This window comes from Rhodococcus sp. P3_B8 (genome assembly GCF_056402775.1).
Genome location: NZ_JBFUGT010000002.1, coordinates 65637 through 90179 on the forward strand (window position 1 = coordinate 65637; position 24543 = coordinate 90179).

Below are 24543 nucleotides of genomic sequence, written 5' to 3' on the forward strand. Positions count from 1 at the left end.
GACGGACCCACGATGCCCGCCACCGATCCCGCGACCAGCGCCCGGATGCGGGCGCAGCGGCGTCGCGATACCGCACCCGAACTCGCACTCCGCAGGGAACTGCATCGGCGCGGGGTCCGGTATTACGTGGACCGGGCGCCGGTGAAGGGCGTCCGGCGGCGCGCCGACCTGGTGTTTCCGCGGCGGAAGGTGGCCGTGTACGTGGACGGGTGCTTCTGGCACAGCTGCCCGCAGCACGCCACGTTCCCGAAGAACAACGCGCAGTGGTGGGCCGAGAAACTCGCCGGGAACGTCACCCGCGATCGTGACACCGACACGAGGCTGACCGACGCCGGGTGGACGGTGGTGCGGGTCTGGGAGCACGAGAATCCGGTGGTCGCGGCGAACAGGGTCCAGGAAGCCCTGGACGACGCGTGACCCCCACTTCGCAGGCGGTGGCAGGTCGAGGTGTTGAATTTTCCACCCCTAGGGGTCTGGTCGCCGACGACGGATCGGTGCAGGATGGTCTCAACAGCAACCATTCGGACCCCTTCGGAGGAGCATGATGATCCGCCGAATCGTCGCGGCGGCCTCCATTGCCTTTGCAGCAGCGGCCGTCCCACTCGTCGGTCCGGCACCCTTTGCGGTGGCTGCACCAGGCGACACCTACATCAGCAATCCCCCAGCCAACCCGACGGACCAGAGTTTCTGCGACGATCAGGCCGCCCTCGCGAACAACCTTGCCTCCAAGGGCGACTACGCGCGTGCCGACGGGGTCGTGTCGGCGGCGAACATGAGCGGTTGCCGCATCTACACGTTCTCCAGCCCGTAATCGGTTGCCGCTCCGGCAACGGGATTCCCTGTTCGGCGGGCCCGGCGGCCACAGTGGGAGCATGACCCAACCCGCACCTCGTCGAGCAGGTCGCGGATGTAGCCCCGGGCAGCGCCCTGGACGTGGGCAGCGGCGAGGGCGCGGACGCGATCTGGCTGGCGGCCCGCGGATGGAACGTCACCGGAGTGGACGTGTCCACGGTGGCGTTGGAACGTGCCGCCGACCGGGCCGCCGCAGCCGGCGCCGACATCGCGGACCGGACGACGTGGGAGCAGGCCGACATCCTGGAGTGGGCGCCGCCGACCCACCGATTCGACCTGGTGTCGGCACATTTCATGCACCTGCCTGGGCCTGCCCGCGAGACCCTGCACCGTCGCCTCGCCGGAGCGGTCCGACGAGGCGGGCGACTTCTCGTCGTCGGACATCACCCTTCCGATCTGGAGACGTCCGTCGGGCGGCCCGATGTTCCCGACATGCTGTTCGCACCGGAACAGGTCGCTGCCGTGCTGGACCCCGCGGAGTGGGACATCCTGGTGTCGGCGGCACCCTCGCGTGAGGCGCACGACCCCGAGGGACAACCCGTCACCGTTCACGACACCGTTCTGCACGCAGTTCGCCGGGCCTGACGACGGTCTACTGTGTGGGCACGATCTGTTCCGAGTGCCGAGACGAGGACGCCGTGGCCGACTTGTTCGTGAAAGCCCTTCAGCTGCATCAGTTCGTCTACGAACGCAGCGGCGGATGGGTGGGGTATCGGTTGCTGTTCGGGATGCCGACCCTGCTGCTGCACAGTGTCGGCCGGAAGTCCGGGCAACCGCGCACGTCCGCGTTGACGTACGGCCGCGACGGCGCGCGCTTTCTGGTCGTCGCGTCGAAGGGCGGTGCGCCCACGTCGCCCGCGTGGATGCACAACGTGCTGGCCGCGCCGACCTGCGAGATCTAGGTAGGCCGCGACCACATCACCGTGGCGGCGCGGAAGGTTCTGCCGGGCGACCCGGATTACGACCGGATGTGGGCGACGATGAACGCGATCAACCACGGCCGGTACAGCGACTATCAGAAGAAGACGGATCGGCCGATCCCCGTCATCGCGCTCACCCCGACCCGCTGAGGCCTCAGCGGAACTCGTCGACGTGCGCCGACGCCCACTGCGCGAAGGTGGTCGCGGGGCGTCCGGTGAGTTGTTCGACGAGCCAGTTCGCCTGCTGGGGAGCGTCGACCAGGCTCGCCATCCCTTCCAGGTACCAGCGTGCGTACTCCCCCATCGCCGGCGTCAGGACGTCGACGGCCTCGTCCAGCGACACCTGCCGGTACTCGATGTTCCGGCCGAGGGCGGCGCCGAGTTGTCGGACGATCTCGGCGCGGGTGATCGTCTCGGGGCCGGTGAGTTCGTACGACGCGCCGACGTGCCCGGACTCGAGGAGAGCGACGGCCGCGACCTCGGCGATGTCGTTCATGGCGATCGGCGCGTTCGCCGCCGTCGGGTACGGCTCACGCACGGTGTCTCCTGCGGCGATCTGCGGTGCCAGGATTCCCGCGTTTTCCATGAACTCGCCGGGCCACAGGTGCGTCCACTCGATGCCGGACGCCTCGACGGCCCGTGCGACGTCACCCCAATGGCCGTCGTGAGGACCGGACAGGTCGACGACGTGCCGGACCCCGGCCTGCTTCGCCAGGGCGAGCGCGTCCGGGGCGGTGTCGGGAGTCGGTGCGAGGTAGAGGGAATCGACACCCTCGAACGCCGCGGGCAGGCTGTCGAGCCTGCGGAGGTATCCCTCGACGACGGTGACCGAGCCCGGAAGTTGCGCCTTGTCAGGATGATTCGTGAGGGCCCGGACGTCCGTCGCACCCCGCGCGAGCAGGTGGTCGACGAGCATTCTGCCGATGTTCCCGGTTGCCCCCGTCACGAGAATCGTCATGCCCAGCACGCTACCGCCGCGGGAGGGCATGTGAGTGGCAAAGTGTGCTCGCGCACGCTTTGCCACTCACATGGGGTCAGCTGGTCGGCGGGGCGGAGGTCGAGGATGTCGCCGGGGCCTCCGAGGGCGTCGGCGTGGCCGGGGTCGACGCGTCCGGATTCTGCACTCCGGCGCTGAGCTTGTAGATGTGTTCCGGCGAGATGATCTCCGTGACGGCCCCCGCCAGCGCGGTGCTCGGTTCGCTGCCCTGGTAGGGGACGTCGGTGTTGATCATGATCGCGAGGGTGGTCTCCTGCTCCGGAAGGTAGACGCAGACCGTCTGATACCCGGGGAGGCTGCCGTTGTGCCCGATCCAGCCGGCGACGTCGAAGATGCCCAGCCCGTAGCCGACGTCCGACGCCAGACCCGGCGCGTTGACCGTCTCGAGCCGTTGCGCCTGTGTGGCCGGCTGCAGCAGTGTGCCGGTGGCCAGCGCGGGCGCCCAGATGTGCAGGTCGTCGAGGGTCGAGATCATCGCGCCCGCCGCCCATCCCCAGGACGGATTCCAGTCGGTGGCCACGGCTTCCTTGTCGTCCAAGGTCTGCTCGGTGTAACCCTGCGCGTGCGGTTCGGGGAACGCGTTGGTGGTCGGGAAGCTCGTGTCCGCCATCTTCAGCGGCTGAACGATCTTCTGCGTCACGTACTCCGGGAGCGGCAGCCCGCTGACCTTCTCGATGACAAGTCCCAGCAGGGTCGTGTTCGTGTTGGAGTATTCGAATCCCTGCCCGGGTGGGAACGTCGCGGGTTGCGCAAACGCGTACCCCAGCAGTTGCTGCGGGGTGAACGCGGCCTGCGGGTCGCTGAGCAACGCCTTCTGGAAGTCCTCGTTCGCCGAGTAGTTCGCCAGCCCGCTCTGCATCCGGGCAAGCTGGCGCAGCGTGATCTGATCACCCAGCGGCACGCCCTCCACGTACTTCGAGATGGGGTCGTCGAGCGCAACCTTGTCTTCGTCGACCAGCTGCAACAGACCCGTGACCGTGAACGTCTTTGTCACACTGCCGATTCGGTGGAAGAAATCGGTCTCCATCGGCGCGCCCGTCGTCTTGTCGGCGACGCCGAACGCCTTCACGTAGTCGCCATCGGGCCCCCACACGCCCACAATCGCGCCGGGAATCGACGCCATCGACATCGTCTTCTCGATCGCCTCGTCGAGTCGGTCCGCGACACCGGGGTCGATCTGCGCGTCGGCCCCGGCGTTCGGTGATCCCGTCTGCGTCGTCGTGGAGGTAGCGGAGGTGCCCGTGGAGGAGGAGTCGTCGGAGCACGCCGCGGGCACTATCAGCAGCAGGGCCGCTGCGGCCGCCGCGAGGCCGCGTCGCCGATTCGTCCTGGTCACGACCTGAGCTGTCATCGTGCGTCCCGTCGTCGAGGTGCCCCTCCCGGGAACTTACTCCGCGACCGCCGGGTGAATGTACCTTTCGGCGCTTCTGAGGCGACCGGCGATACATTCGCCCTACTGTGCTCTGTCGGTCGCGTATTCGGCCAGCAGCCGCTTCTCCTTCTCCCGGTGCGGGTAGAAGAAGAACACCACCACGGCCCCCGCGCACACCACCAGGATCGCGGCGAGGTACGCCCGATCGTCGCCGTCGAGGAAGGCGTTGCGGGCGGCCGCGATGATCTGCTCGGCGTACTGCGGATAACGTTCCGCGAGCACTTCGGCGCTGGAATACGACTTCGTGAGCGCCGCTTGGGTTTCCGGGGTGATCTGGCTCGAGTCCGGCGACGAGGCGATCGTGGCCGACAGCGACTTCGCGTAGCCGGCGGTGAGCACCGCTCCGAGGATCGACTGCATGATCGCGCCGCCGAGGTCGCGTTGCAGGTCGGAGGTGCCGGACGCCATGCCCGCCCGCGACACCGGCACCGAACCGGTGAGCGACCGCGACGCCGGGGTGCCGGCGAACCCGACCCCGATGCCCACGAACGCGTACGCGAGAGCCACCCACCAGAAGGTTGCGTCCTCGTCCCACCACACCAGCGCGACAACCAGTCCGAGGACGACGAACAGGTAGCCGAGCAGCAGTGTGAACCGGGCGCCGTGCGATTCGACGAGTTTCGCGGAGCGGGGTGCGACGACGACCATCGCGACGGCCGCCGGAATGATCGCCGATCCGGCGGCGAGCGTGGAGTACCCGAGCACGTTCTGGAGGAACTGCTGCCCGATGAACATCGCACCCATCAACGCGCCGAACACGATCACCCCGCCGACGGCGGCCACCCAGAACGTCGGTCGGGCGGCGACGTGCAGATCGAACAGTGGGTGCGCCGCCCGTCGTTGCTGCAGGAAGAACGCGGCTCCCGCGGCGAGTGCGATCAACCCGAGACCGACGGCGAGCGCCCCGGCACCGTCCACCGGCGCGAAATTGATCGCGAGGATGAGGGCGGCGATGAAGACGACGGAGATGATGCCGCCGAGATTGTCGACGGGATCGGTCGTCTCGTTGACGTGGGCGGGCACCCACAGGATGGCGGCGACGAGGGCGAGAGCGGCGAGCGGAAGGGTCACGAGGAACACCGAGCCCCAATGGAAGTGCTCGAGCAGCGCGCCCGACACGATCGGCCCGAGCGAGGAGATCGCACCACCGAGCGCCGACCACAGTGCGATCGCCTTGGTCCGGGGCGGTCCCGACCACAGCGCGGTGATGATCGCGAGCGTGGTGGGGAACGCGAGCCCGGCGGAGACACCGCCGAGAACACGTGCGAGGAACAGTATTTCGAAGTTCCCGGCGAAGCCCGCGATCGCCGACGCCGGCAGCGACAGCGACATGCCGAGCACCAGCATCTGTTTACGCCCGTAGCGGTCGCCGAGCGCCCCCAGATAGAGAACCGACGCGGCGAGCCCGAGGGAGTACGCCACGGCGACGAGGTTCAGCTGCGTCTGACTCGCGTCGAAAGCGCGGCCGATGTCTGGGAGCGCGACGTTCGCGACCGACAAATTCAGGTTGGCGACGGCGGCGACGAGGATCAGGGTCGCGAGGATCAGCGTCGCGCGGGCCGGCGCCTGCGTCGTCTCGGTTCGAGTCACTGTCTGCTCCCGGGGTTCTGGTCTCCTCGTGGACCCGCCGAATCGGCTGCCGGTTCGGGGCTCGACGCGAGCAGCGACGCGGCGAGCGGGAAGAGGAGGACGGTGATCGCGCCGGCCGCGACGAGCACGGAGGCGTTGGCGGACGTCATGTCACCGGAGTCGACGGCCACTCCGGTGACGGCCACGATCAGCGGCAGGCCGGTTCCCGCGTACAGCGCCAGCTGGGTGCGTTCGCGGGCGGTGAAGGGTGGATCCGTGCCGTCGGCACCCCGGTCGAATCTCCCGGCGAAATAGACCGGGCCTGCCCGCACCAGCAGGATCAGCAGGACGAACGCGATGAGGACGCCGGGTTCGGACGCCACCGCGGCGACGTCGATGGCCATGCCGGACGTCACGAAGAAGATCGGGATCAGGAACCCGAACGCCAGGCCGTCGAGCTTCGTTTCGAGCGTTTCGTCGCCTTCGGGCGTGGCCCGCCGCAGGATGAACCCCGCCGCGAAGGCACCGAGGATCGTGTCGAGCCCGAACGACGCCGCGAGCACGGTGAGTGCGACGAGGAGCAGCATGGTCAGTCGCACCGTGGTCTGCGACGTCGTCTCCGATCCCGACCGGATGATCGCGGTGATCCGGGAACCCTCCCGCCGCACTCGGGCGGGGATGAACGCGACCAGCACCGCCGCGGCCGTGAACAGTCCGAGGACCACGATGGACGCCACGGACCCTCGGGAGCCGAGCAGAACCGCCATGGCGACGACGGGTCCGAGTTCGCCGAACGCGCCGTGATTGAGGATCGTCCGGCCCAGCCGGGTGTCGAGGGCGCCCGCGTCACGAAGGATCGGGAGCAGCGTGCCGAGCGCCGTCGACGTCAGGGCAATGGCCACCGCGGTTCCGGCGTCGACCACGTGGACGAGGCTCAGCAGCGACACCACCGCGAACGCCAGGGCCAGCGAGACCAGCCACGTCAGCAGGGCCCTCCTGCCGCCGCGACCGGTGATCTCGGCCGTGTCGATCTCGTACCCGGCCAGCAGGAAGAGCAGACCCAGCCCCAGGTCGCGCAGCAGCTCGATCTCACTGCCCTCGACCGCAATGTCGAACACGTGGGGGCCGATGACGATCCCGGCGACGAGCAGAAGTACCACCTCGGGCACCAGCTTCCGGGGAAACAACCCGGCGAGCAGCGGGGCGATCACGGCGCATGCCACGATCCAGAACAGCGACGCTCCCACGGAAGGCATGCATCACCCCGTCTCTCGAACCGCCGGACACAGCACTGCGTTCGAGCCTCACAGAGCCCGGACGACGAGACATCATCCGTGAGGGATGAACGCCGCCGCGCCGCCGACATGCACCGGAATCGTCAGTAGAACTCGACGGTGTCGACGCGGTTGATCAGCTCCTCGCCGTCGAGGAACCGGGTGGCGTTGCGCGCGAACAGTTCCGCGATGAGGCGGTCCTCCGCGGGGTTCAACGCCGCGGTGTGCGGGCTGACCAGCACGTTCGGATGAGCCCACAGCGGACTGTCCGATGCCAGGGGCTCGGACGCGAACACGTCCAGCGCGGCGAACCCGACCCGCCCGTCCCCGATCGCGGCGGTCATGGCGACCTCGTCGACGACGGTGCCCCGGCCCACGCTCACCACCGTGACTCCGGGCTTGACCGCGCCGAATACCTTTGCGCTGACGAGGCCTTCGGTGGCGCTGGTTCCGGGAAGCGTCACGACGATGCCGTCGGCGTCCCCGACCACATCGGCCAGCCGGTCGGGGTGGACGATCTCGTCGACGCCCTCGACCGCGGTGTCGCGCCTGCTCGTTCCCACGACGGTGGCGCCGAGGGCCTTCAGCTTCAGTGCCGTCGCACGGCCGATGCTGCCCAGTCCGACGACGACGATGCGCTGCCCGGACACGGTTCCCATCGCCCAGCGGCCGCTCCACACCTTGTCGCGCTGCTGGGCGAGGAGACGCGGGAGGGTCTTGGCGCCGGCCAGCAGGCCGAAGACGGCGAACTCGGCCAACGGTTCCGCGTGCACACCGGCGGAGGTGCTGAATGCGATGCGGTCGAGTTGCTCGTCGGTGAGCCCGGCCGCCTTCACCTGGGCCCCGCCGCCGGCGGGCATCGTGTGCACCCAGCGGAGGTCGGGGTTGGCGCCTGCCGTCCTCGTCAGTGCCGCGGGATTCTCGTCGGGCACGCCGTACAGGGCGTGCGCCGAATCGACCAGGTCGTCGAAGGCCTTCTGCTGCTCCGCGGTCCGGGAGAACGACGGATCGCCGGAGTGATCACCCGGGAATCGGGAGGGCGGCAGCAGATCCTGCTCGCGGATGAAGTCGATGCGCGGTTCCGCCCGGGTGACGAGACTGATGAGCTCTTCGCTCACGGGGGTCGCGGCGACGACGCGGAGTCGCCCGTCGAGTGGCTTCGGGTCGTGTGCGCTCACTGCAGATTCCTCCGGTACGGGCCGTTGCTGACCATATGTTCAGATCAAAAAACTTTGCACTAATCATGTGATTCAGTCAACACTTTCAGTTATGTATGACAAATAGCCGTCCGCGCGGTATCGTCCTCGACACGCCAGTGACCTGGGTCACTACACCGACCTGTTTGTGACCGCGCTCGACGTGGTCCCGTCCCACAACGGAGCAGAAGATGTCCCCAGAATCGAAGATTCAAGTAGGCGCAGACTCGAAGATGCCGGAAGGCAGCAGCCACTCCACCCCACCGGTGCGCGCCTCCGACGACCCGGAGTACGCCGCAAACCTCAAACGCGCGACGCTCGCCAGTTCCATCGGCAGCGCGCTCGAGTACTACGACTTCGCCCTGTACGGCCTGGCGTCGGCACTGATCTTCGGCCAGCTGTTCTTCCCCGCCATGGGTGCGTCGGCCGCGTTGATGGCCAGTTTCGGCACGTACGCCGTCGGCTTCCTCGCCCGGCCCGTCGGCGGCCTGTTCTTCGGCGCCCTCGGGGACCGCCTCGGACGCAAGGCCGTCCTGATGATCACGATCGCGATCATGGGCGGTGCGAGCACGCTGATCGGGGTCCTGCCGACCGGCGCGCAGGTGGGCATCTGGGCCCCGATCCTGCTGGTCGCGCTGCGACTGCTGCAGGGCTTCGGCGCGGGCGCCGAACAGGCCGGTGCCACCACGCTGATGGCGGAGTACTCGCCCACCGAGCGCCGCGGATTCTTCTCCGCACTCCCGTTCGTCGGGATCATGGTGGGCACCCTGATGGCGTCCGGGGTCTTCGCGATCCTCGGCCAGATCGATCGCGAACTCCTCCTCGCCTGGGTGTGGCGGGTGCCGTTCCTGGCGTCGGTCTTCCTCATCGCGGTCGCCGTGTTCATCCGGCTCCGCATGCAGGAGAGCCCCACGTTCATCAAGCTGGAGAAGCAGGATCAGATCAGCGAGAGCCCGTTCCGGGAACTGATCGGCAGCTCGATGCCCAGCGTGCTCCGCGGCATCGGCCTGCGGATGGCCGAGAACGGCGGCTCGTACATCTTCCAGACCCTCGGCATCAGCTACGTCACGACCGTGGTGGGTGTCAGCAAGTCGATCGGACCGCTCGCCATCGCCTGCGGCGCCGCCATCGGCATGCTCGTCATACCGTTCTCGGGTGCGCTGTCGGACCGCTTCGGCCGGATGCGGGTGTACCGGTTCGGTGCGGCGCTGCAGCTCGTCCTCGCGGTCCCGTCGTGGTGGCTGCTCTCGCTCGGCAATCCGTACCTCGTGGTGGCGACGCTCGCGGTCAGCTACGGGATCGGTGTCAACGTGATGCTCGGCGCGCAGTGCGCGGCCCTGCCCGAACTGTTCGGAAATCGCCACCGCTACATCGGCGTCGCCGTCGCCCGGGAGACGAGCGCCATCCTCGCCGGCGGCATCGCCCCCTTCGTCGGCGCACTGCTGCTGTCGCTGCTGAACAACTCGTGGGTGCCGCTCGCGATCTACGTTCTGGTCCTCAGCGTCATCACGTTCGCCACCACGTTCGTGACACCCGAAACCCGTGGTCGCGACCTCGGGCTGGCCTGGGATGCGATGGCCGACCCGGTCCACGGACCGGATGTCGCGACCGCCGAGTCGAAGGCGCGGGTCGACGCATGAGGCTGGCCCGCATCGCCACCGACACGGGACCGCGGCCGGTGTGCCTGCGCGACGGTCGCTGGCACGAGGTGGCGGATCCGTACGCGGACACTCCGGCATTCACCGGACCCGCACACGACCTCGCCGGCGCACGGCTGCTCGCGCCCGCCGAACCGCGGGTCCTGCTCGGGATGGCCCACAACGGCGCACCCGGAGATCGCGACCTGCCGTTGCAGGCGTTCATGAAGTCGACGCGCACGGTGATCGGCCCCGACGATCCGATCGTCGTCGACGAAGGGCTGGGGCAGGTCAACGTGGAGGGCGAACTGGCCGTCGTCATCCGCCGCACGTGCCGCAGGCTTCGCCCGGAGGACGTCCCGTCCGCGATCCTCGGGTACACGATCGGCAACGACGTCACCGCCGTCGAGCAGATAGCGCTGGACGACAAGCTCACCCAGGCGAAGCACGGCGACGGTTTCACCCCGCTGGGACCGTGGATCGAGACGGATCTCGACTCCGGGGACGTTCCGATCACCGTGCGCGTCAACGGCGTGACCGTGGCGGAGGCGTCCACGCGGCAGCTCGCATGGAACGTGTCCGAGCAACTGGTCCATCTCACCCGGTATCTGACCCTCGGGCCGGGAGACGTCGTGCTCACGGGTTGCCCGTTCACGCTCGGCCCGGTCAAACCGGGTGACCGTGCCGAGATCACGCTCGGCGGTATCGGCACGCTGGCCAACTCGGTGCGTGCGCTGTGAACCTCTTCGATCTGTCCGGGCGCATCGCCCTGGTCACCGGTTCGAGCCGGGGAATCGGCTACGCACTCGCACGCGGCCTGGCCGAGGCGGGCGCCACGATCGTCCTCAACGGGGTGTCGGGTGAGCGTCTCGCACAGGCACGTGAGCGCCTCCGCGAGCAGTTCGGCGAGACACGCGTCCACGCGTACGCGTTCGACGTCACGGATCCCGAGCGGGTGACCGACGCTGTCGAACGGATCGAATCGGAGGTCGGGCCGATCGAGATTCTGGTGAACAACGCTGCGCTGCAACACCGTCAGCCGCTGCTCGACATCACCCTCGAGGACTGGAACAGGGTGCTCACCACCGACCTCACCAGCGCCTTCCTTGTCGGGCGGGCCGTCGCACGGTGCCAGATCGCCCGAGGGAGCGGCAAGATCATCAACGTCTGCTCGGTGCAGAGCGACCTGGCCCGGCCCACCATCGCGCCGTACACCGCCGCGAAGGGCGGACTGCGGAATCTGACCCGCGCGATGACGGCCGAATGGGCGGCGTCCGGGTTGCAGATCAACGGCCTCGCGCCCGGCTACATTCACACCGAGATGACGCAGGCCCTCGTCGACGACCCCGAGTTCGACGCGTGGCTCCGCGGCCGCGCGCCGGCAGGCCGGTGGGGCACCCCGGACGATCTCGTCGGTCCGGCGGTGTGGCTGGCGTCGGACGGTTCCCGGTACGTCAACGGTCAGGTGATCTTCATCGACGGCGGGATGACGTCGGTGGTGTGAGGATTTACCGGCCGACCGCGGTCGGCACTTCCCCGAAGGAGCGGCGGGTGTGCAGGACGAGTTCACGGAGCGCCGGACCAGCGAGACTCTTCCACACCAGCGCGAGCACGGCCGGGATGTCGACGTCGTCCAGTGCGACCGCCGTCAACCGCCCCCGGTAGTCCGTCGCCATCGACTCACTGAGGATCGCAACCCCCAGCCCGCGGATCGCGAGGTCGGCGACGGCGTCGGGCGCACTCGCCTGCAAGGCGATGTCGGGGCGGAGGCGGGCGGCCGCACACGCCTGGTCGAAGACCGTTCGGATCCCCGTTCCGGTCGGCATACATACGATCGCGTGGTCGCCGAGTTCGGCCAGGGTGACGCGCGAACGCCCGGCCAGCGGGTGCCCGGGCGGCACGGCCGCGACCAGCCCCTCGCTGATGATCGGGAAGGCGTCCAACCCGTCCGGCGGGGCGGTCGCGGTGCCCACGAGAGCGAGATCGATCGCACCGGCGCGGACCCGTTCGACGAGGCGGTCGGAACTGTCCTCGGTCAGCGTGATCTCGATCCCGGGGTGCGCGACGTGGAACGCGGACAGCGCGTCGAACAGCGGCTTCACCGTGCAGGCGGTGACCATCCCGACGACGAGCCGGCCCCGGATCAGCTGGTTCACGTCGTCCACGGCCTGCCGCATCGCGTCGGCCGAGGCGAGGGCCGCGCGGGCATGCACGAGCGCCGCTTCTCCCGCGGACGTGAGCGTCGCCGTCCGGCTCGACCGGTCGATCAGCGTGGCGCCGAGGTCGTGCTCGAGCTGCCGGATCTGCGCGCTGATCCCCGACTGGCTGATGTGGACGCGTTCCGCGGCACGGGTGAAGTTCGCTTCCTCGGCGACCGCGACGAAGTACTCCAGCTGCCTCAGTTCCATAAGCAGTAATTCTAGTATTCAGCAGAACTATCGGTTGGACTTCCGGTTGCGGCGACACCACTCTGGGATGTGACAGCAGTTCACCCACGAAAGGATCCCCGTGTCCGACCACGAGAAGGCCCTGAACCCCGAAGATCTCACCCGACTGTTCGTCGAGCGCAGCAACGCCGGCGACGCGGCCGGAGTGGCCGCCCTCTACGAGGAGAACGCCGTCATGGCGTATCCGCCCGGGAGCCGGACGGTCGGCCGGGCAGCCATCCAGAAACTGTGGGAGTCGGTGCTCGCGAACGCGCCGCACTTCGAACCGGAGACGCCACTCCCCACGCTGATCAGTGACGACATCGCACTCACGTCCACCCCACCCAAGGACGGATCCGGCGCGCGGGCGCAGGTCGTCCGCAGGCAACCGGACGGAAGCTGGCTCCGACTGCTCGACCAGCCGGAGTTCGTCCCGCCCACCCGCTGAGGTCGCGGCTGCGCCGACCCCTACACGGCATGAACTTCGTTGTCCACCATTGCATCTGCATTCGGATCGGTGGGACTATAGGGGTCATGCGCAGACCGCGTTGGCCGGCAGTAGCACCACCCACCACCGGAGGACACCAGGTGCACGGCCCCCTGCTGCTCACGGCCGAAGACCACCTCACGCTCGAGCTGTTCGAGGTGGTGGCGTTCCCGGACGGCCTCCACCTCCGGATGGCCCTGACCGCGACGGGCAGGCCCGCGGAGCTGGCGCAATACGAGACCCGCCCGCTGTCCGACCCCGACGATCCCTCGACGCGCTGGTCCTATCTGTCGGTGCGGGCGCGCGTCGACGACATCGAAGGCGAGGCCGATCCCTACCATCCGGCGGCGGCGTCGAAACCGTGCCGGAGCGGGCCGCCCGAGTACCGCACCRAACCGCACTACTGGCTGGACGCGATACCCGCGTCGGGATTCATCGCGGTCACCGCAGGCTGGCCACGGATCGGTCTCGGTTCGACCACCACCACGATCGGTCTCGAATCGAGCACGCGAACGTCGTGACCGATCCCGGCCGGCGTCAGGTGCAGCAGTTGGGGTCGAGGACCACCCGCAGTGCGTCGAGGGCGTCCGCCCGCGCACTGTAGAAGACGTTCATTCCGCGGCGGACGGGCTGGACCATTCCCGCCTTCTTCAGCTGGCCGAGATGGTGACTGACGGTCGACTCGGACAGGCCCACGCCGGTCGCGAGATCGCACGTGCACACCTCGCCGTCGCTCGCGGTCAGCAAAATCGACATCAGCTTGATGCGGACCGGGTCGGCCAGCGCCTTCAGGCGCAGCGCGAGGTGCAGGGCGGCCTCGTCGGTCATCGGGGCGGCCGAGACGGGCGCGCAGCAGATCGGCGCGGAGACATCTACGACCGGCAACGTCTTGGGCATGGCTCCATCGTCCCACCTTCTTGACATATGTCAAAAAGGTGGGACTCTATGGGTGCAAGCAATTCGACATATGTCACACAGGTGGAGGTTGTCATGTCCCGCGCCCAACTCGCCCTCAATGTCGACAATCTGGAGGAAGCAGTCACGTTCTACTCGAAACTGTTCGATACACAACCGGCGAAACTGAAGCCGGGCTACGCGAACTTCGCCATCGCGCAGCCACCCCTCAAGCTGGTGCTGATCGAGAACCCCGGCGAGGGCGGCACCATCAACCACCTCGGCGTCGAGGTCGAATCGAGCGCCCGGGTGCACGAGGAGATCACACGGCTGTCCGGGGAAGGCCTGTTCACCGACGAGGAGATCGGCACCACCTGTTGCTTCGCGACCCAGGACAAGGTGTGGGTCACCGGCCCCGCCGGCGAGAAGTGGGAGGTCTACACCGTGCTCGCCGACTCCGACACGTTCGGGTCGAGCCCCCGGCACCTCGACCCCGACGCCGAGGGGGCCACCTGCTGCGGCACCGCGGACGGGGCGAAAGCCTCCGCGGGCACGTCCTGCTGCTAGGCGGCGACGGCCCGGATCGGCGACAAAGAGAAACCCCGCCACCTGCATCACTGCAGCTGACGGGGTTTCTTTGTGCGCCCGAAGGGATTCGAACCCCTAACCTCTTGATCCGTAGTCAAGTGCTCTATCCGTTGAGCTACGGGCGCATGTTCTTCAGTTGTCTAGCTTGCACCGGCCGACTAGGCCCGGTGTGGCGGAGGCGAGAGGATTTGAACCTCCGGTCCCTCGTAAAAGGGACAACTCATTAGCAGTGAGTCCCATTCGGCCGCTCTGGCACGCCTCCCTGGGGTGGTTCCGATCCCTTCGGACCGCCGGTGCGAAAGATTACACACCTTTCCACCACAAAGGCAAAACGGCTGGTCAGAGCGCATGGATGGCCGCTTTATCGCAGGTGGCTGTCGAACCAGTCGAAGATCCGCCGCTGTGCGTCGACGATGGCCTGGGCACCCGGGTCGTCGTCCCTGCCGTCGGGCACCTGGGGCGGTTCGTCGGCCCGGTGCGCGAGGCCGGCATAACTCACGACGAGCCCCGCGACGTCCGACTTGGCGGTGGCGTCGCGCAGCCGCTCGACCTGATCGGGCGGCGTGGACGGATCGTCTTCCCCGTACAGACCGAGCCAGGGGGCCTTCAGGTCGGGGGCGGCGTGCACCAGCGCAGGCGCGTCCTCCGACAGCGGCTCGACGATCCCGCGGGCGGCGACACTCACGGCTGCGCCGACCGGACGCGTCGTCGCGACGAGCAGGGCGGCGGTCCCGGCGTCGTCGAAACCCAGCACGCCCACGCAGTCGGCGTAGATGCCCCGCGCGATCAGCCAGTCGAAGGTGGCGTCGAAGTCGGCGAACAGGGCGTCGCCGAACACCTCGACATCGCTCGGCGCCGGTTCCCGGTGGAAGAGGTGCGGCGCCACCGCCACCCACCCCTCCATCGCGAGCGAGCGCATCAGATCGAGGAGAGGTTCGCTGAAGGTACGCGACTCGTGCAGGACCACGATCCCGCCCCGCGCCGGACCGTCCGGTTCGACCGCGGTGAGCGGAACACGCACCTGAGGGCTTTCCGGCGCGTCTCCGGACGTCCGCAGGGCTGCACTGTCCCTGAAGAATCCCGACATGCCCCTACCTTGGCACGAAGGGGGCGTCGGCGCAGTGGATCGGGAGGCGCATAATCGCCTGGTGACTCCGCGAACCAGGGCAGACCTCGAGACGATTCCGGCCTACATCCCCGGCAAGAACTTTCCGGGCGCCATCAAGCTGGCGAGCAACGAGACCACACTGGGGCCGTTGCCGAGCGTGCGGGACGCCATCGCGGACGCCGCCGCCAATGCCAACCGGTACCCGGACAACGGTCACGTCGCCCTGATCGCGGCGCTCGCCGACCACCTCGGGGTGGCCACCGAGAACATCGCCGCGGGTTGCGGTTCGGTGAGCCTGTGCCAGGAGTTGGTGCAGGCCACCTGCAACGACGGTGACGAGGTCATCTTCGCGTGGCGGTCGTTCGAGGCCTACCCCGTGGTCACGCAGGTGGCCGGGGCGACGCCCGTCAAGGTTCCGCTCACCGCCGACCACGGTCACGACCTCGACGCGATGCTGGCCGCGATCACCGACCGCACCCGGCTGATCTTCGTCTGCAACCCGAACAACCCCACCGGCACCGCGCTGACGAATGCCGAACTCGAGCGGTTCCTCGACGCCGTCCCCGCCGACGTCCTGGTGGCCCTCGACGAGGCCTACTTCGAGTACAACCGGTCCGACGCCGACGGCATCGAACTGTTCCGCGGGCGCCCCAACGTGGTGGTGCTGCGCACGTTCTCCAAGGCCTACGGTCTCGCCGGCATCCGCGTGGGGTACGCGGTCGCCGATCCCGCGGTCGTCACCGCGCTGACCAAGGTGCACATCGCGTTCGCGGTCAATGCCGTCGCGCAGGCCGCCGCCATCGCGTCGCTGGCCGCGTCCGGAGAACTGCTGGCACGCACGGACGGGGTCGTCGCCGAGCGGAACCGGGTGCGCGACGCCCTGCTCGCCGCCGGGTACGAGGTGCCCGAATCGGCCGCCAACTTCGTCTACCTCCCGTTGGGCACCCACTCCGGGGCGTTCGCCGCCGCCAGCGCCGAGGCCGGTGTGCTGCTGCGCCCGTACGGCGACGACGGGGTGCGGATCACGATCGGCGATCCCGCGGAGAACGACGCGTTCCTCGCCTTCGCGACGAGCACCGAGGCCCGCTCGATCGCGAACGTCGCGGTCCGGGCGTAACGCTCGAGACGTAAACGTTACCCACGGGTATAACGCTCGTGACTCCTTGTTGGCAGACTCAGTGAGGTTTTGCCGAAGGGAGCCCCCACATGCGTCGCCGCGCCGCGCTCCGCACTGCCGTGCCGGCTGCCGGACTGGCGATGGCGCTGGCGATCTCGGTGACGGCGGGGCTGTCCGTGGCGCAGGCGCAGGACACCGCGGTCTCCGTCCGGCTCCTCGCCTTCAACGACCTCCACGGCAGCCTCGAACCGCCGCCCGGCATCCGCAGTCAGGTGAAGCACGCCGACGGCTCGCTGGTCCCGGCCGGCGGTGCCGCCTACCTGGCCGCGTACGTCGATCAGCTGCGCGGCCAGGCGACGCATTCACTGCTGTATTCGGTGGGCGACAGCTGGGGATCGTCGGCGCTCGAATCCGCGATGTTCCACGACGAACCGACCGTGCAGCTGCTCAACAGGATGGGCGTCGACGCGTCCGCGATCGGCAATCACGAACTCGACGAGGGATACACGGAGTTCCGGCGTATGCAGACCGGAGGCTGCCACCCCACCGACGGCTGCCGCTTCGGAAACACGTTCGAGGGCGCGAACTTTCCGCTCCTCGCAGCGAACATGGAGTTCGACGACGGCGCGCCCGCGACCCTGCCGTTCACCGTCGACTACGTCGAGGGAATCCCGGTCGGGGTCATCGCGACCATGCCCGCCGACACCGCGACGATGGTGACCCCGGAGGGGGTGGGAGGGCTGCGTTTCACGGACGAACTCGCGGCCGTCGACCGGACCGCGGATCTCCTCGACTTCTTCGGTGTGCGGGCCATCGTGCTGCTGATGCACAAGGGAGCCGAACCCATCGCCGACAACGGTCCCAATTCGTGCGAGGTGACATCCGGCCCCGCTCGCGACCTCGCACTGCGGGCGTCCCCGAAGGTCGACGTCATCTTCACCGCCGACAACCACCAGCAGTACAACTGCTCGTTTCCCGACCCGATGGGGAACCCGCGCGTCATGATGCAGGGCGCGTCGCACGGGCGCATCGTGTCGGTGGTCGACGTGTCGGTCGACCGCACCACCCGCGACGTCCTGCGCGACCGCGCGTCGGCGTTCAATCAGGTGGTCACCCACGACATCCCGTCGGACCCCGACATCCAGGCGCTCGCCGACGGTGCCGCCGCCCAGGCCTCCGAGATCGGTGCGGCGCGCGTGGCGTCGTTGTCGGGCGACCTCACCCGCGACGAGACCGGCAGCGGCGAGTCCACCCTCGGTAACGTCGTCGCCGACGCCCAGCTCGCGGCGGGGTCCGGGCACGGCGCCCAGGTGGCACTCACCAACCCGGGTGGACTCCGCGAGGATCTGCTGCGCGGCCCGGACGGCGCTGTCACCTACGGGCAGGCCTACGCCGCCCAGCCCTTCGGCAATACCCTCGAGGTCCTGGCAGTCACCGGCACGACCCTGAAAACTGCCCTGGAGCAGCAGTTCCAGCCGCGCGGAGACGGCACGATCACGGAGCGGATCCTCGCCCCGTCGAGTTCGCTGGCGTACACCATGAATCGTTCGGCGACTGTCGGCGAACGCATCTCGGACATCCGGGTGAACGGCGACGCCGTCGTCCCCGAGGGCACCTACCGGGTGGCCGTCAACAAGTTCCTCGCCGACGGCGGTGACGGTTTCGACGCTTTCCGCACCCGCGCCGAGGCCGTGCACGCGGGCTGCGACCTCGACGCGTTCACGGCGTATCTGGGGACGAATTCACCGGTGACGACACCGAACACCGACCGGATCACCGTGGTCGGCTAGAGACGCCGGTCAGACGCCGAGCGCGCTCTTCAGGACGGGCCACGACGTGCGCAGTTCGTCCTGCCAGTACGGCCACGAATGCGTGCCGAAGTGGCGGTAGATGAACGTCGCGGGGATCGCGAGGTGGGTCAGGCGCTGCTGGAACGTCTGCGTGCAGAGGTTCGCCGCCGCCTCGAGGGGGCCGCCCACCGCGATCGTGGACGCGATGTCTCCGCTGATCTCGTACGGTCCGGGGAGCCCGTTGCCCGTCGAGATGTAGATCTGCTTGCCGCGCAGGGCTTCGGCGTTCACCGAGGGGTCGTGCGCGGTCCAGGCCGGATCGGTGTCGGGACCCCACATGTTGGCCGGGTTGCCGCCCTTGAACGCCACCGTGCCCCGCACCGAGTCCCGCGAGCTGGGCTGGGTGTTGTCGAGGCATCCGCTGTAGGCGGCGAGCCCGCGGTAGAGCTGCGGGTGCCGGGTGACGAGGTTGGCGGCTCCCATCGCGCCCATCGACACACCCGCGACGGCATTGACGCCGTTGCCGCTGAAGTTCTTGTCGATGATCGGCGGGAGTTCGTTGGCCAGGAATGTCTCCCACTTGTTGACCCCCAGCGTGGGGTCGGGCTGCTGCCAGTCGGTGTAGTAGCTGGCGGTGCCGCCGACCGGGAGCACCACGTTGACCTTCTTGTCGGCGAAGAACTGGACCACGTCCGTCTTCTGCGTCCAGGTGCTTTCCCGGAAGTCCGACTCGGCGCCTGCGCTGACCCCGTCGAGCAGGTACAGCGACGGCCTGGATCCGCCACCGGCGGGGTGCAGCACCTGCACCTGCACGACGCGGCCCATGGCGGGGGAATTGATGAAGACGGCACTACGGGTGTCGGTGAGCGGCACGATCTTGTCGACGCTCGCGACGCCATTCAACGGAGGCGCGACCGGAGCAGGCGCCGGATCGGCCACTGCAGTGAACGCCGGCCCCATGAGGGTCAGTGACACTGCCAGACCGACGGCAGCCAATGCTTCGCGACGCATAAAGAAATCCCTCTTCCCCGGACTGTGTGGACCCCGATTGCACAGTACAAACTGCGTCCGGTCAACAAGAGCTTAGAGGTTTTGTGACAGCTGTGTGCTCCAGCGTGATCGGGTTGTAGTCATCACGGTCCGCGGCCGGTCGTCCGGGCTCATCCGCCTCGGCAGACGCACCCGTTTCACGCAGCCGAACCCCTTCCGGGGCCCTGACGGGTGCGGCTACTCAGAAGGGGTGCGTGTGGATGACTTGCCGTTACTTGGGCAGGGCGGACTTCAGCTGGTCGAGACCGTCGCCGCCGAGTTCGTCGAGCGCGGCGCGGCGACCCGTCATCGCCAGCACGAGCGCCAGCATCGGCCCGGAGACCTCGGGCCCCGATCCGGTGGACCAGTCGGTGTCGGTTGCCCGCAGCGTCAGTCCCGCGACCCGGGACTTCGACCCGATCAGCAGGTTCGAGTTCTTGTAGAAGTCGGCGACGCGGACGACCGCGTCCATCGGGTACTCGTGTGCGATCCCGAGCGGTCTGCGGATGTCCTCGGCGTGGACGATGATCTCGCCCAGCATGGCGTCGATCGGGCCGGGCGGGCGCGTGGAGTCACTCATGTGCGCCCGGAACTCGTCGAGCGACTCCGCCGGTGTTCCTTCCTCTTCGTGTGCGATGTCCTTCTCGAACATGGTGTTGATCCGGAATCCCGACCCGACGAGTTTTCCGACGAACTTCGGCGGCGTCATCTTCTCCGTCGCCGTGATGTGCGCGAACACGTCCCGCACGGTCCACCGTTCGCAGAGCGACGGCGTCGACCACTGGATATCGGTCAGCGGTTCGAGGTCGTCCACCAGGGCGCGGCGTTCGTCGTGAATCGTGGGCCAGGGGCTTGACGTTGTCATTTCTCACTCCCTCGTCGCCATGAATTCTCCCACCTCACGACCGCTGCGGCGAGACCCATTGCACAACGTGTTAGTCACGACTAACGTATTGGTCGTGCTCGATCAGTTGGAAGTCGCAGCTGAGCCCACCCGGAGACGCCTCATGCAACTGCTGACGTCAGGTGAACAGACCGTCAACAACCTCGCCGCACACTTCCCCGCGAGCCGGTCGGCGATATCGCAACATCTCCGGGTGCTCACCGAGGCCGGGCTGGTTACTGCGCGCAAGGACGGACGCTTCAGGTACTACCGGCTCGACCCACAGGGACTCGCGCAACTGCGCGCGTTGTTCGACTCCTTCTGGATCGACGAACTCGACCGCCTCGTCGCGGACGCCACCGAGGAAGCAGCTTCCAAAGGAGACAGCTGATGCCATTCGACAAGACCGTCGTCGTCCCGCTGGACCCGGACGCCACGTTCGACCTCGTCACCCGACCGGAACGCTTGCGGCGATGGCAGACCGTCGCGGCCCGCGTCGACCTGCAGGCAGGTGGCGAGTACCGGTGGACCGTCGTTCCCGGACATTCGGCCGCGGGCACGTTCCGCGAGGTCGTGCCCGGCAAGCGGGTGGTGTACACGTGGGGCTGGGAAGGTGACGACGAACTCCCACCGGGAGCGTCCACCGTGACGGTGACACTCACCCCCACCGCCGGCGGGACCGAGGTGCGACTCGTGCACGACGGACTCACCGACGAACAGGCCGTCCGCCACGCGGAGGGCTGGAACCATTACCTCGACCGTCTCGTCGCCGCCGCGCAGAAGAGCGACGCCGGACCCGACGACTGGGCGGCCGCGCCCGATCCACTCGACGAACTGTCCAGTGCCGAGGCGACACTGGCCGTCGTCCAACGCGTTCTGCGCGACGTCACGGCCGACGACATGTCCAAGCAGACGGCGTGCACCGAGTTCACCGTCTCGCAGCTCGCCGACCATCTCGTCGGTTCGATCACGGCCCTCGGAGGCGCGGCGGGCGCGACGTTCGACGACGACCCCGGCAAACCTGTCGAGGCCAGAATCGCCGACCTCGCGCAACCCGCGCTGGAGGCGTGGCGCACTCGCGGGCTGGACGGCACGGTGACGATCGGGACGAACCACCCTCCCGCCACCGTCGCCGCGGGAATCCTCTCGATCGAATTCCTCGTCCACGCCTGGGATTTCGCCGCAGCAATCGGCGGCGACGTGGCCGTATCCGAGCCTCTCGCCGAATACGTGCTGTCGCTGACCCACAAGATCATCACGCCCGAAGGCAGGAAGGCCGTCGGGTTCGATGACCCCGTACCCGCCCCGCACACCAGCGACGCGGTCACCCGGCTCATCGCCTACACCGGTCGCCGCCCCGTCCCGGCGGCCTGACACCTCACACGGAAAGGGTCCAGTCATGCCCATCAAGTCGGAATACGCCCAGGGAACACCGGACTGGGTAGACCTGCAAACCAGCGATCAGGACGCCGCCAAGAAGTTCTATGCGGAACTGCTCGGCTGGGAATACGACGACCGGCCGATGCCCGAAGGCCCCGTCTACTCGATGGCCACCGTGCGCGGCGAGAACGTCGCCGCCATCGCGCCACTACAACCCGATGCGGCCGCAGCCGGGGCGCCGGCGAATTGGAACACCTACATCGCCGTCGACGACGTCGACGCGACGGTCGCGAAGGTCCCCGGCGCAGGCGGCCAGGTCCTGATGCCCGCGTTCGACGTGGGGGAAGCGGGCCGCATGTCCTTCGTCACCGACCCCACCGGGGCGGCCGTCGGATTGTGGCAGGCGAACAAGCACATCGGCGCCACCCTCGTCGGCGACCCGGGCGCCTGCCTGTGGAACGAACTGAACACCGACGACGTCGACACGGCGCTCGCGTTCTACAACAGCGTCTTCGGGATCACGTCGTCGAAGATGCCGATGGGACCGGAGTACACCTACACGCTGCTGGAGGTGGGCGACGACCAGGTCGGTGGATGCGGTGAGCCGATGAAGCCCGGCACCCCGAACCACTGGCGGGTGTACTTCGCCGTCGAGGACGTCGACGCCAGCGCCGCGAAGGCCGTCGAACTCGGCGGCACGATCGTCGAAGAAGCGATGGACATCCCCACCGTCGGTCGCATGGCCGCGGTCACCGACCCGCAGGGCGCGATCTTCAGCATCATGACGCCCGAGGAACGTCAGGATCAGTAGACCGTGAAGATGCCCAGACCCTCCGAGGAGGACAAACAGTTCTTCCGGTCGCTGATCCCCGACACCCCCGGCATCGAGGTGAAGCCGATGTTCGGCAACCTGGGCGCGTTCGTCAACGGCAACATGTTCGCCGGACTCCTCGGACCGAAAGTCGGGGTGCGATTCCTGACCGAGCAGGCGAGGGACGAGCTGGCGTCGTCCGACGGCGTCGGCCCGTTCGGTCCGGGAGAAAAGCCGCTACGCGAGTACCTGGCCCTGCCGGACCGGTGGCGCGACACCCCGAACCGCGCCGCACCGTGGGTGGAACGCGCGATCGCCGAGATCGGCGCACTGCCGCCGAAGCAGCCGAAACCCCGGAAGAGGTAGAGATACGACAACAGCCCTGACCTGGAAGAAACCAGATCAGGGCTGCCGGTCGTTGGCGGAAGCGGAGGGATTTGAACCCCCGGTCGCTTTCACGACGCTCGCTTTCAAGGCGAGTGCATTCGGCCGCTCTGCCACGCTTCCGTGGGCGATCTTATCGGTAGGGAGGCGTCGGCGGGCAACCGGTCAGCGGTCGCCGATGGCCTTGTCGACGCGTTCGAACACCTCGGCGAGAACCTTCAGCTGAGACTTGGTGAGCAGATCGACGAGGTTGCTGCGCACCCCGGCCACATGGGTGGGGGCCGCCTCGGCCAGCCGGGCGCGACCTTCGTCGGTGATGACGGCGAGCACTCCGCGGCCATCTTCGAGGCACGTGTCGCGGGTGACCATGCCCTGCGCTTCCATCCGCCGGATCTGGTGGGTGAGTCGGCTGCGGGAGGACAGGACGCCGTCCGCGAGATCGCTCATGCGCAGCGAACCGTCCGGCGACTCGGACAGCAGCACCAGAATGCGGTAATCCGCCAGCGACAGATCGTGTTTCTCCTGCAGATCCCGGTTGAGGACGTCCATCAGCCGCTGATTGCCGTCCATGTACCCGCGCCAGGCGCGCATCTCGGCCGGGGTCAACCAATTGGTCGCGGCTTCGGCGTCGGAGGTTTCTGCTGTCACAGGTTCACAGTCTAGTAGTGCGACATTACTTTCCAGTAGCGTGCGGTCCCCGGGAACGCCGAGGGACCGCTGTGATCGGTCACATCCACCGGGCGCCGACGCATTTCGCTAGCGTCGTCCCCATGTATGCGATCACGATCGATCAACCGGGCGGCCCCGAAGTCATGAAGTGGGCGGAGCAGCCCGACCCGGAACTTCCACCCGGCCACGTCCTCCTCGACGTGGCCGCGACGGCCGTCAACCGCGCCGACCTGTTGCAGCGTCAGGGGTTCTATCCCCCGCCGCCCGGAGCCAGCGACATCCTCGGGCTCGAATGTTCCGGCACGATCGCCGAACTCGGCGAGGGAGTGTCGGGGTGGTCCGTCGGCGACCAGGTGTGTGCGCTGCTGGCCGGCGGCGGATACGCGGAGAAGGTGGCCGTCCCCGCGTCGCAGCTGCTCCCGCTGCCCGAAGGGGTGGACCTGCTCGTCGCCGCGTCGCTGCCGGAGGTCGCGTGCACGGTGTGGTCGAACGTCGTGATGGGCGCCGGACTGTCCCGCGGCGACGTGCTGCTGGTACACGGCGGTGGCGGCGGCATCGGCACCCACGCCATCCAGGTGGGCGTCGCACTGGGGGCGCGCGTGGCCGTCACCGCCGGCTCCGAGGAGAAGCTGGCGCGCTGCCGCGAACTCGGCGCCGACATCCTCGTCAACTACCGCGAAGCCGATTTCGTCGACGAGGTCCGCAAGGCGACCGACGGTCACGGCGCCGATGTGATCCTCGACAACATGGGTGGCTCGTACCTCGACCGCAACGTCGACGTGCTTGCCGCCGACGGCCGGCTGGTCGTCATCGGCATGCAGGGCGGCCGCAAGGGCGAACTGGACCTCGGCAAGTTGCTGTCCAAGCGCGGCCACGTGACGGCGGCCGGACTGCGGGGGCGGGCCGAGTCGGGACACGAGGGCAAGGCCGAGATCGTCGCCGACGTCCGCAAGCGGCTGTGGCCGCTGATCGCAGAGGGCGCGGTCCAGCCCATCGTCTCGGCGGAACTGCCCATCACCGAGGCTCCGCGCGGGCATGAACTGCTGGACTCGGCGGACACCGTCGGCAAGGTGATCCTGACGATCCCGCGGAACTGACGG

The 24543-nt window shown here is 68.2% G+C and carries 26 protein-coding genes, 3 tRNA genes and 2 pseudogenes; 17 read left to right on the forward strand and 14 right to left on the reverse strand.

Features of this window, described 5'->3' with window-relative positions:
• Window positions 1-12 precede the first annotated feature (12 nt).
• The 4 genes and pseudogenes from AC1D1G_RS01625 (at window position 13) to AC1D1G_RS01640 (ending at window position 1922) form a co-directional block, all read left to right on the forward strand.
• A complete protein-coding gene (locus AC1D1G_RS01625) occupies window positions 13-417 on the forward strand; it encodes a very short patch repair endonuclease (protein WP_477950733.1) in 405 nt (134 codons plus the stop codon).
• A 127-nt stretch (window positions 418-544) separates the two neighbouring features.
• On the forward strand, window positions 545-811 hold the full coding sequence (locus tag AC1D1G_RS01630) for a hypothetical protein (RefSeq protein WP_280781821.1): 267 nt from the start codon (window positions 545-547) through the stop codon (window positions 809-811).
• An 89-nt stretch (window positions 812-900) separates the two neighbouring features.
• Window positions 901-1437 (forward strand): annotated as a pseudogene (locus AC1D1G_RS01635) (class I SAM-dependent methyltransferase); the annotation flags it as partial.
• Window positions 1438-1490: 53 nt separating this feature from the next.
• A pseudogene (locus AC1D1G_RS01640) lies at window positions 1491-1922 on the forward strand (nitroreductase family deazaflavin-dependent oxidoreductase).
• A 4-nt stretch (window positions 1923-1926) separates the two neighbouring features.
• Here AC1D1G_RS01640 and AC1D1G_RS01645 read toward each other — a convergent pair.
• The 5 genes from AC1D1G_RS01645 to AC1D1G_RS01665 form a co-directional block, all read right to left on the reverse strand.
• On the reverse strand, window positions 1927-2730 hold the full coding sequence (locus AC1D1G_RS01645) for an NmrA family NAD(P)-binding protein (protein WP_283353565.1): 804 nt from the start codon (window positions 2728-2730) through the stop codon (window positions 1927-1929).
• A 76-nt stretch (window positions 2731-2806) separates the two neighbouring features.
• Window positions 2807-4120, reverse strand: coding sequence for a serine hydrolase domain-containing protein (locus AC1D1G_RS01650; protein WP_283353566.1), 1314 nt, complete (start codon window positions 4118-4120; stop codon window positions 2807-2809).
• 102 nt (window positions 4121-4222) lie between these two features.
• On the reverse strand, window positions 4223-5791 hold the full coding sequence (locus AC1D1G_RS01655; protein WP_477950734.1) for an MFS transporter: 1569 nt from the start codon (window positions 5789-5791) through the stop codon (window positions 4223-4225).
• Window positions 5788-7026 (reverse strand): cation:proton antiporter, encoded by a 1239-nt coding sequence (locus AC1D1G_RS01660; protein ID WP_477950735.1) that lies wholly within the window; start codon window positions 7024-7026, stop codon window positions 5788-5790. Before AC1D1G_RS01660 ends, AC1D1G_RS01655 begins: the two co-directional genes overlap by 4 nt.
• A gap of 122 nt (window positions 7027-7148) precedes the next feature.
• Window positions 7149-8222: a D-2-hydroxyacid dehydrogenase gene (locus tag AC1D1G_RS01665; protein WP_283353568.1), complete on the reverse strand. Its 1074-nt coding sequence runs from the start codon at window positions 8220-8222 to the stop codon at window positions 7149-7151.
• A 209-nt stretch (window positions 8223-8431) separates the two neighbouring features.
• Between AC1D1G_RS01665 and AC1D1G_RS01670 the strand changes: the two genes are divergently transcribed.
• The 3 genes from AC1D1G_RS01670 to AC1D1G_RS01680 are packed head-to-tail and all read left to right on the forward strand — an operon-like array spanning window position 8432 to window position 11381.
• A complete protein-coding gene (locus tag AC1D1G_RS01670; protein WP_477950736.1) occupies window positions 8432-9880 on the forward strand; it encodes an MFS transporter in 1449 nt (482 codons plus the stop codon).
• The gene (locus AC1D1G_RS01675) at window positions 9877-10617 is read left to right on the forward strand and encodes a fumarylacetoacetate hydrolase family protein (RefSeq protein WP_283353569.1); all 741 of its coding nucleotides are present in this window, start codon (window positions 9877-9879) and stop codon (window positions 10615-10617) included. The genes AC1D1G_RS01670 and AC1D1G_RS01675 overlap by 4 nt, the downstream gene beginning before the upstream one ends.
• The gene (locus AC1D1G_RS01680; protein WP_283332686.1) at window positions 10614-11381 is read left to right on the forward strand and encodes an SDR family oxidoreductase; all 768 of its coding nucleotides are present in this window, start codon (window positions 10614-10616) and stop codon (window positions 11379-11381) included. Before AC1D1G_RS01675 ends, AC1D1G_RS01680 begins: the two co-directional genes overlap by 4 nt.
• 4 nt (window positions 11382-11385) lie before the next feature.
• Here AC1D1G_RS01680 and AC1D1G_RS01685 read toward each other — a convergent pair whose 3' ends face one another.
• Window positions 11386-12285: a LysR family transcriptional regulator gene (locus tag AC1D1G_RS01685; RefSeq protein WP_283332684.1), complete on the reverse strand. Its 900-nt coding sequence runs from the start codon at window positions 12283-12285 to the stop codon at window positions 11386-11388.
• 100 nt (window positions 12286-12385) lie between these two features.
• Here AC1D1G_RS01685 and AC1D1G_RS01690 point away from each other — a divergent pair, with 100 nt between their 5' ends.
• On the forward strand, window positions 12386-12751 hold the full coding sequence (locus AC1D1G_RS01690) for a YybH family protein (RefSeq protein ID WP_283332683.1): 366 nt from the start codon (window positions 12386-12388) through the stop codon (window positions 12749-12751).
• 86 nt (window positions 12752-12837) lie between these two features.
• A complete protein-coding gene (locus tag AC1D1G_RS01695; protein ID WP_477950737.1) occupies window positions 12838-13311 on the forward strand; it encodes a hypothetical protein in 474 nt (157 codons plus the stop codon).
• Window positions 13312-13327: 16 nt separating this feature from the next.
• Here the strand turns inward: AC1D1G_RS01695 and AC1D1G_RS01700 are convergent, their stop codons facing one another.
• Window positions 13328-13687 carry an Rv2640c family ArsR-like transcriptional regulator gene (locus AC1D1G_RS01700; protein ID WP_283332681.1) on the reverse strand — a complete coding sequence of 120 codons (360 nt, stop codon included), beginning with the start codon at window positions 13685-13687 and terminating at the stop codon, window positions 13328-13330.
• Window positions 13688-13780: 93 nt separating this feature from the next.
• On the opposite strand from AC1D1G_RS01700, the gene AC1D1G_RS01705 reads away from it, so the two are divergent.
• A complete protein-coding gene (locus tag AC1D1G_RS01705; protein WP_283353570.1) occupies window positions 13781-14251 on the forward strand; it encodes an ArsI/CadI family heavy metal resistance metalloenzyme in 471 nt (156 codons plus the stop codon).
• Window positions 14252-14324: 73 nt separating this feature from the next.
• Here the strand turns inward: AC1D1G_RS01705 and AC1D1G_RS01710 are convergent.
• From AC1D1G_RS01710 to AC1D1G_RS01720, 3 genes are all read right to left on the reverse strand, one after another.
• Window positions 14325-14397 (reverse strand) — tRNA-Arg (locus AC1D1G_RS01710).
• A 45-nt stretch (window positions 14398-14442) separates the two neighbouring features.
• A tRNA-Ser gene (locus tag AC1D1G_RS01715) sits at window positions 14443-14534 on the reverse strand.
• Between the two features lie 99 nt (window positions 14535-14633).
• Window positions 14634-15359 carry a dienelactone hydrolase family protein gene (locus AC1D1G_RS01720; protein WP_283353571.1) on the reverse strand — a complete coding sequence of 242 codons (726 nt, stop codon included), beginning with the start codon at window positions 15357-15359 and terminating at the stop codon, window positions 14634-14636.
• A 61-nt stretch (window positions 15360-15420) separates the two neighbouring features.
• Here AC1D1G_RS01720 and hisC point away from each other — a divergent pair, with 61 nt between their 5' ends.
• Window positions 15421-16497, forward strand: a complete 1077-nt coding sequence (gene hisC, locus AC1D1G_RS01725) for a histidinol-phosphate transaminase (protein WP_280781836.1) — start codon at window positions 15421-15423, stop codon at window positions 16495-16497.
• 89 nt (window positions 16498-16586) lie between these two features.
• Window positions 16587-18287 (forward strand): bifunctional metallophosphatase/5'-nucleotidase, encoded by a 1701-nt coding sequence (locus AC1D1G_RS01730; RefSeq protein ID WP_283353573.1) that lies wholly within the window; start codon window positions 16587-16589, stop codon window positions 18285-18287.
• A 9-nt stretch (window positions 18288-18296) separates the two neighbouring features.
• Here the strand turns inward: AC1D1G_RS01730 and AC1D1G_RS01735 are convergent, their stop codons facing one another.
• Window positions 18297-19298 (reverse strand): alpha/beta hydrolase, encoded by a 1002-nt coding sequence (locus AC1D1G_RS01735; RefSeq protein WP_105413986.1) that lies wholly within the window; start codon window positions 19296-19298, stop codon window positions 18297-18299.
• Window positions 19299-19548: 250 nt separating this feature from the next.
• Window positions 19549-20181: a maleylpyruvate isomerase family mycothiol-dependent enzyme gene (locus AC1D1G_RS01740; protein ID WP_283353574.1), complete on the reverse strand. Its 633-nt coding sequence runs from the start codon at window positions 20179-20181 to the stop codon at window positions 19549-19551.
• 142 nt (window positions 20182-20323) lie between these two features.
• Between AC1D1G_RS01740 and AC1D1G_RS01745 the strand changes: the two genes are divergently transcribed.
• Genes AC1D1G_RS01745 through AC1D1G_RS01760 form a run of 4 tightly spaced genes read left to right on the forward strand, consistent with a single transcriptional unit; the run spans window position 20324 to window position 22756 of the window.
• The gene (locus tag AC1D1G_RS01745) at window positions 20324-20590 is read left to right on the forward strand and encodes an ArsR/SmtB family transcription factor (protein WP_009477195.1); all 267 of its coding nucleotides are present in this window, start codon (window positions 20324-20326) and stop codon (window positions 20588-20590) included.
• Entirely contained in the window at window positions 20590-21573 is a 984-nt protein-coding gene (locus AC1D1G_RS01750) for a TIGR03086 family metal-binding protein (RefSeq protein WP_283353576.1), read from the forward strand. Before AC1D1G_RS01745 ends, AC1D1G_RS01750 begins: the two co-directional genes overlap by 1 nt.
• Window positions 21574-21598: 25 nt before the next feature.
• Window positions 21599-22390 carry a VOC family protein gene (locus AC1D1G_RS01755; protein WP_280781841.1) on the forward strand — a complete coding sequence of 264 codons (792 nt, stop codon included), beginning with the start codon at window positions 21599-21601 and terminating at the stop codon, window positions 22388-22390.
• Window positions 22391-22393: 3 nt separating this feature from the next.
• Window positions 22394-22756 carry a TfoX/Sxy family protein gene (locus AC1D1G_RS01760; RefSeq protein ID WP_349307518.1) on the forward strand — a complete coding sequence of 121 codons (363 nt, stop codon included), beginning with the start codon at window positions 22394-22396 and terminating at the stop codon, window positions 22754-22756.
• A gap of 53 nt (window positions 22757-22809) precedes the next feature.
• On the opposite strand, the gene AC1D1G_RS01765 is transcribed toward AC1D1G_RS01760, so the two are convergent.
• Window positions 22810-22897: transfer RNA gene (locus AC1D1G_RS01765), tRNA-Ser, on the reverse strand.
• A gap of 42 nt (window positions 22898-22939) precedes the next feature.
• Complete coding sequence (locus AC1D1G_RS01770) at window positions 22940-23422, reverse strand: MarR family winged helix-turn-helix transcriptional regulator (RefSeq protein WP_005248780.1); 483 nt, start codon at window positions 23420-23422, stop codon at window positions 22940-22942.
• 122 nt (window positions 23423-23544) lie between these two features.
• On the opposite strand from AC1D1G_RS01770, the gene AC1D1G_RS01775 reads away from it, so the two are divergent.
• Entirely contained in the window at window positions 23545-24540 is a 996-nt protein-coding gene (locus AC1D1G_RS01775; protein WP_283332670.1) for an NAD(P)H-quinone oxidoreductase, read from the forward strand.
• Window positions 24541-24543: the final 3 nt, after the last annotated feature.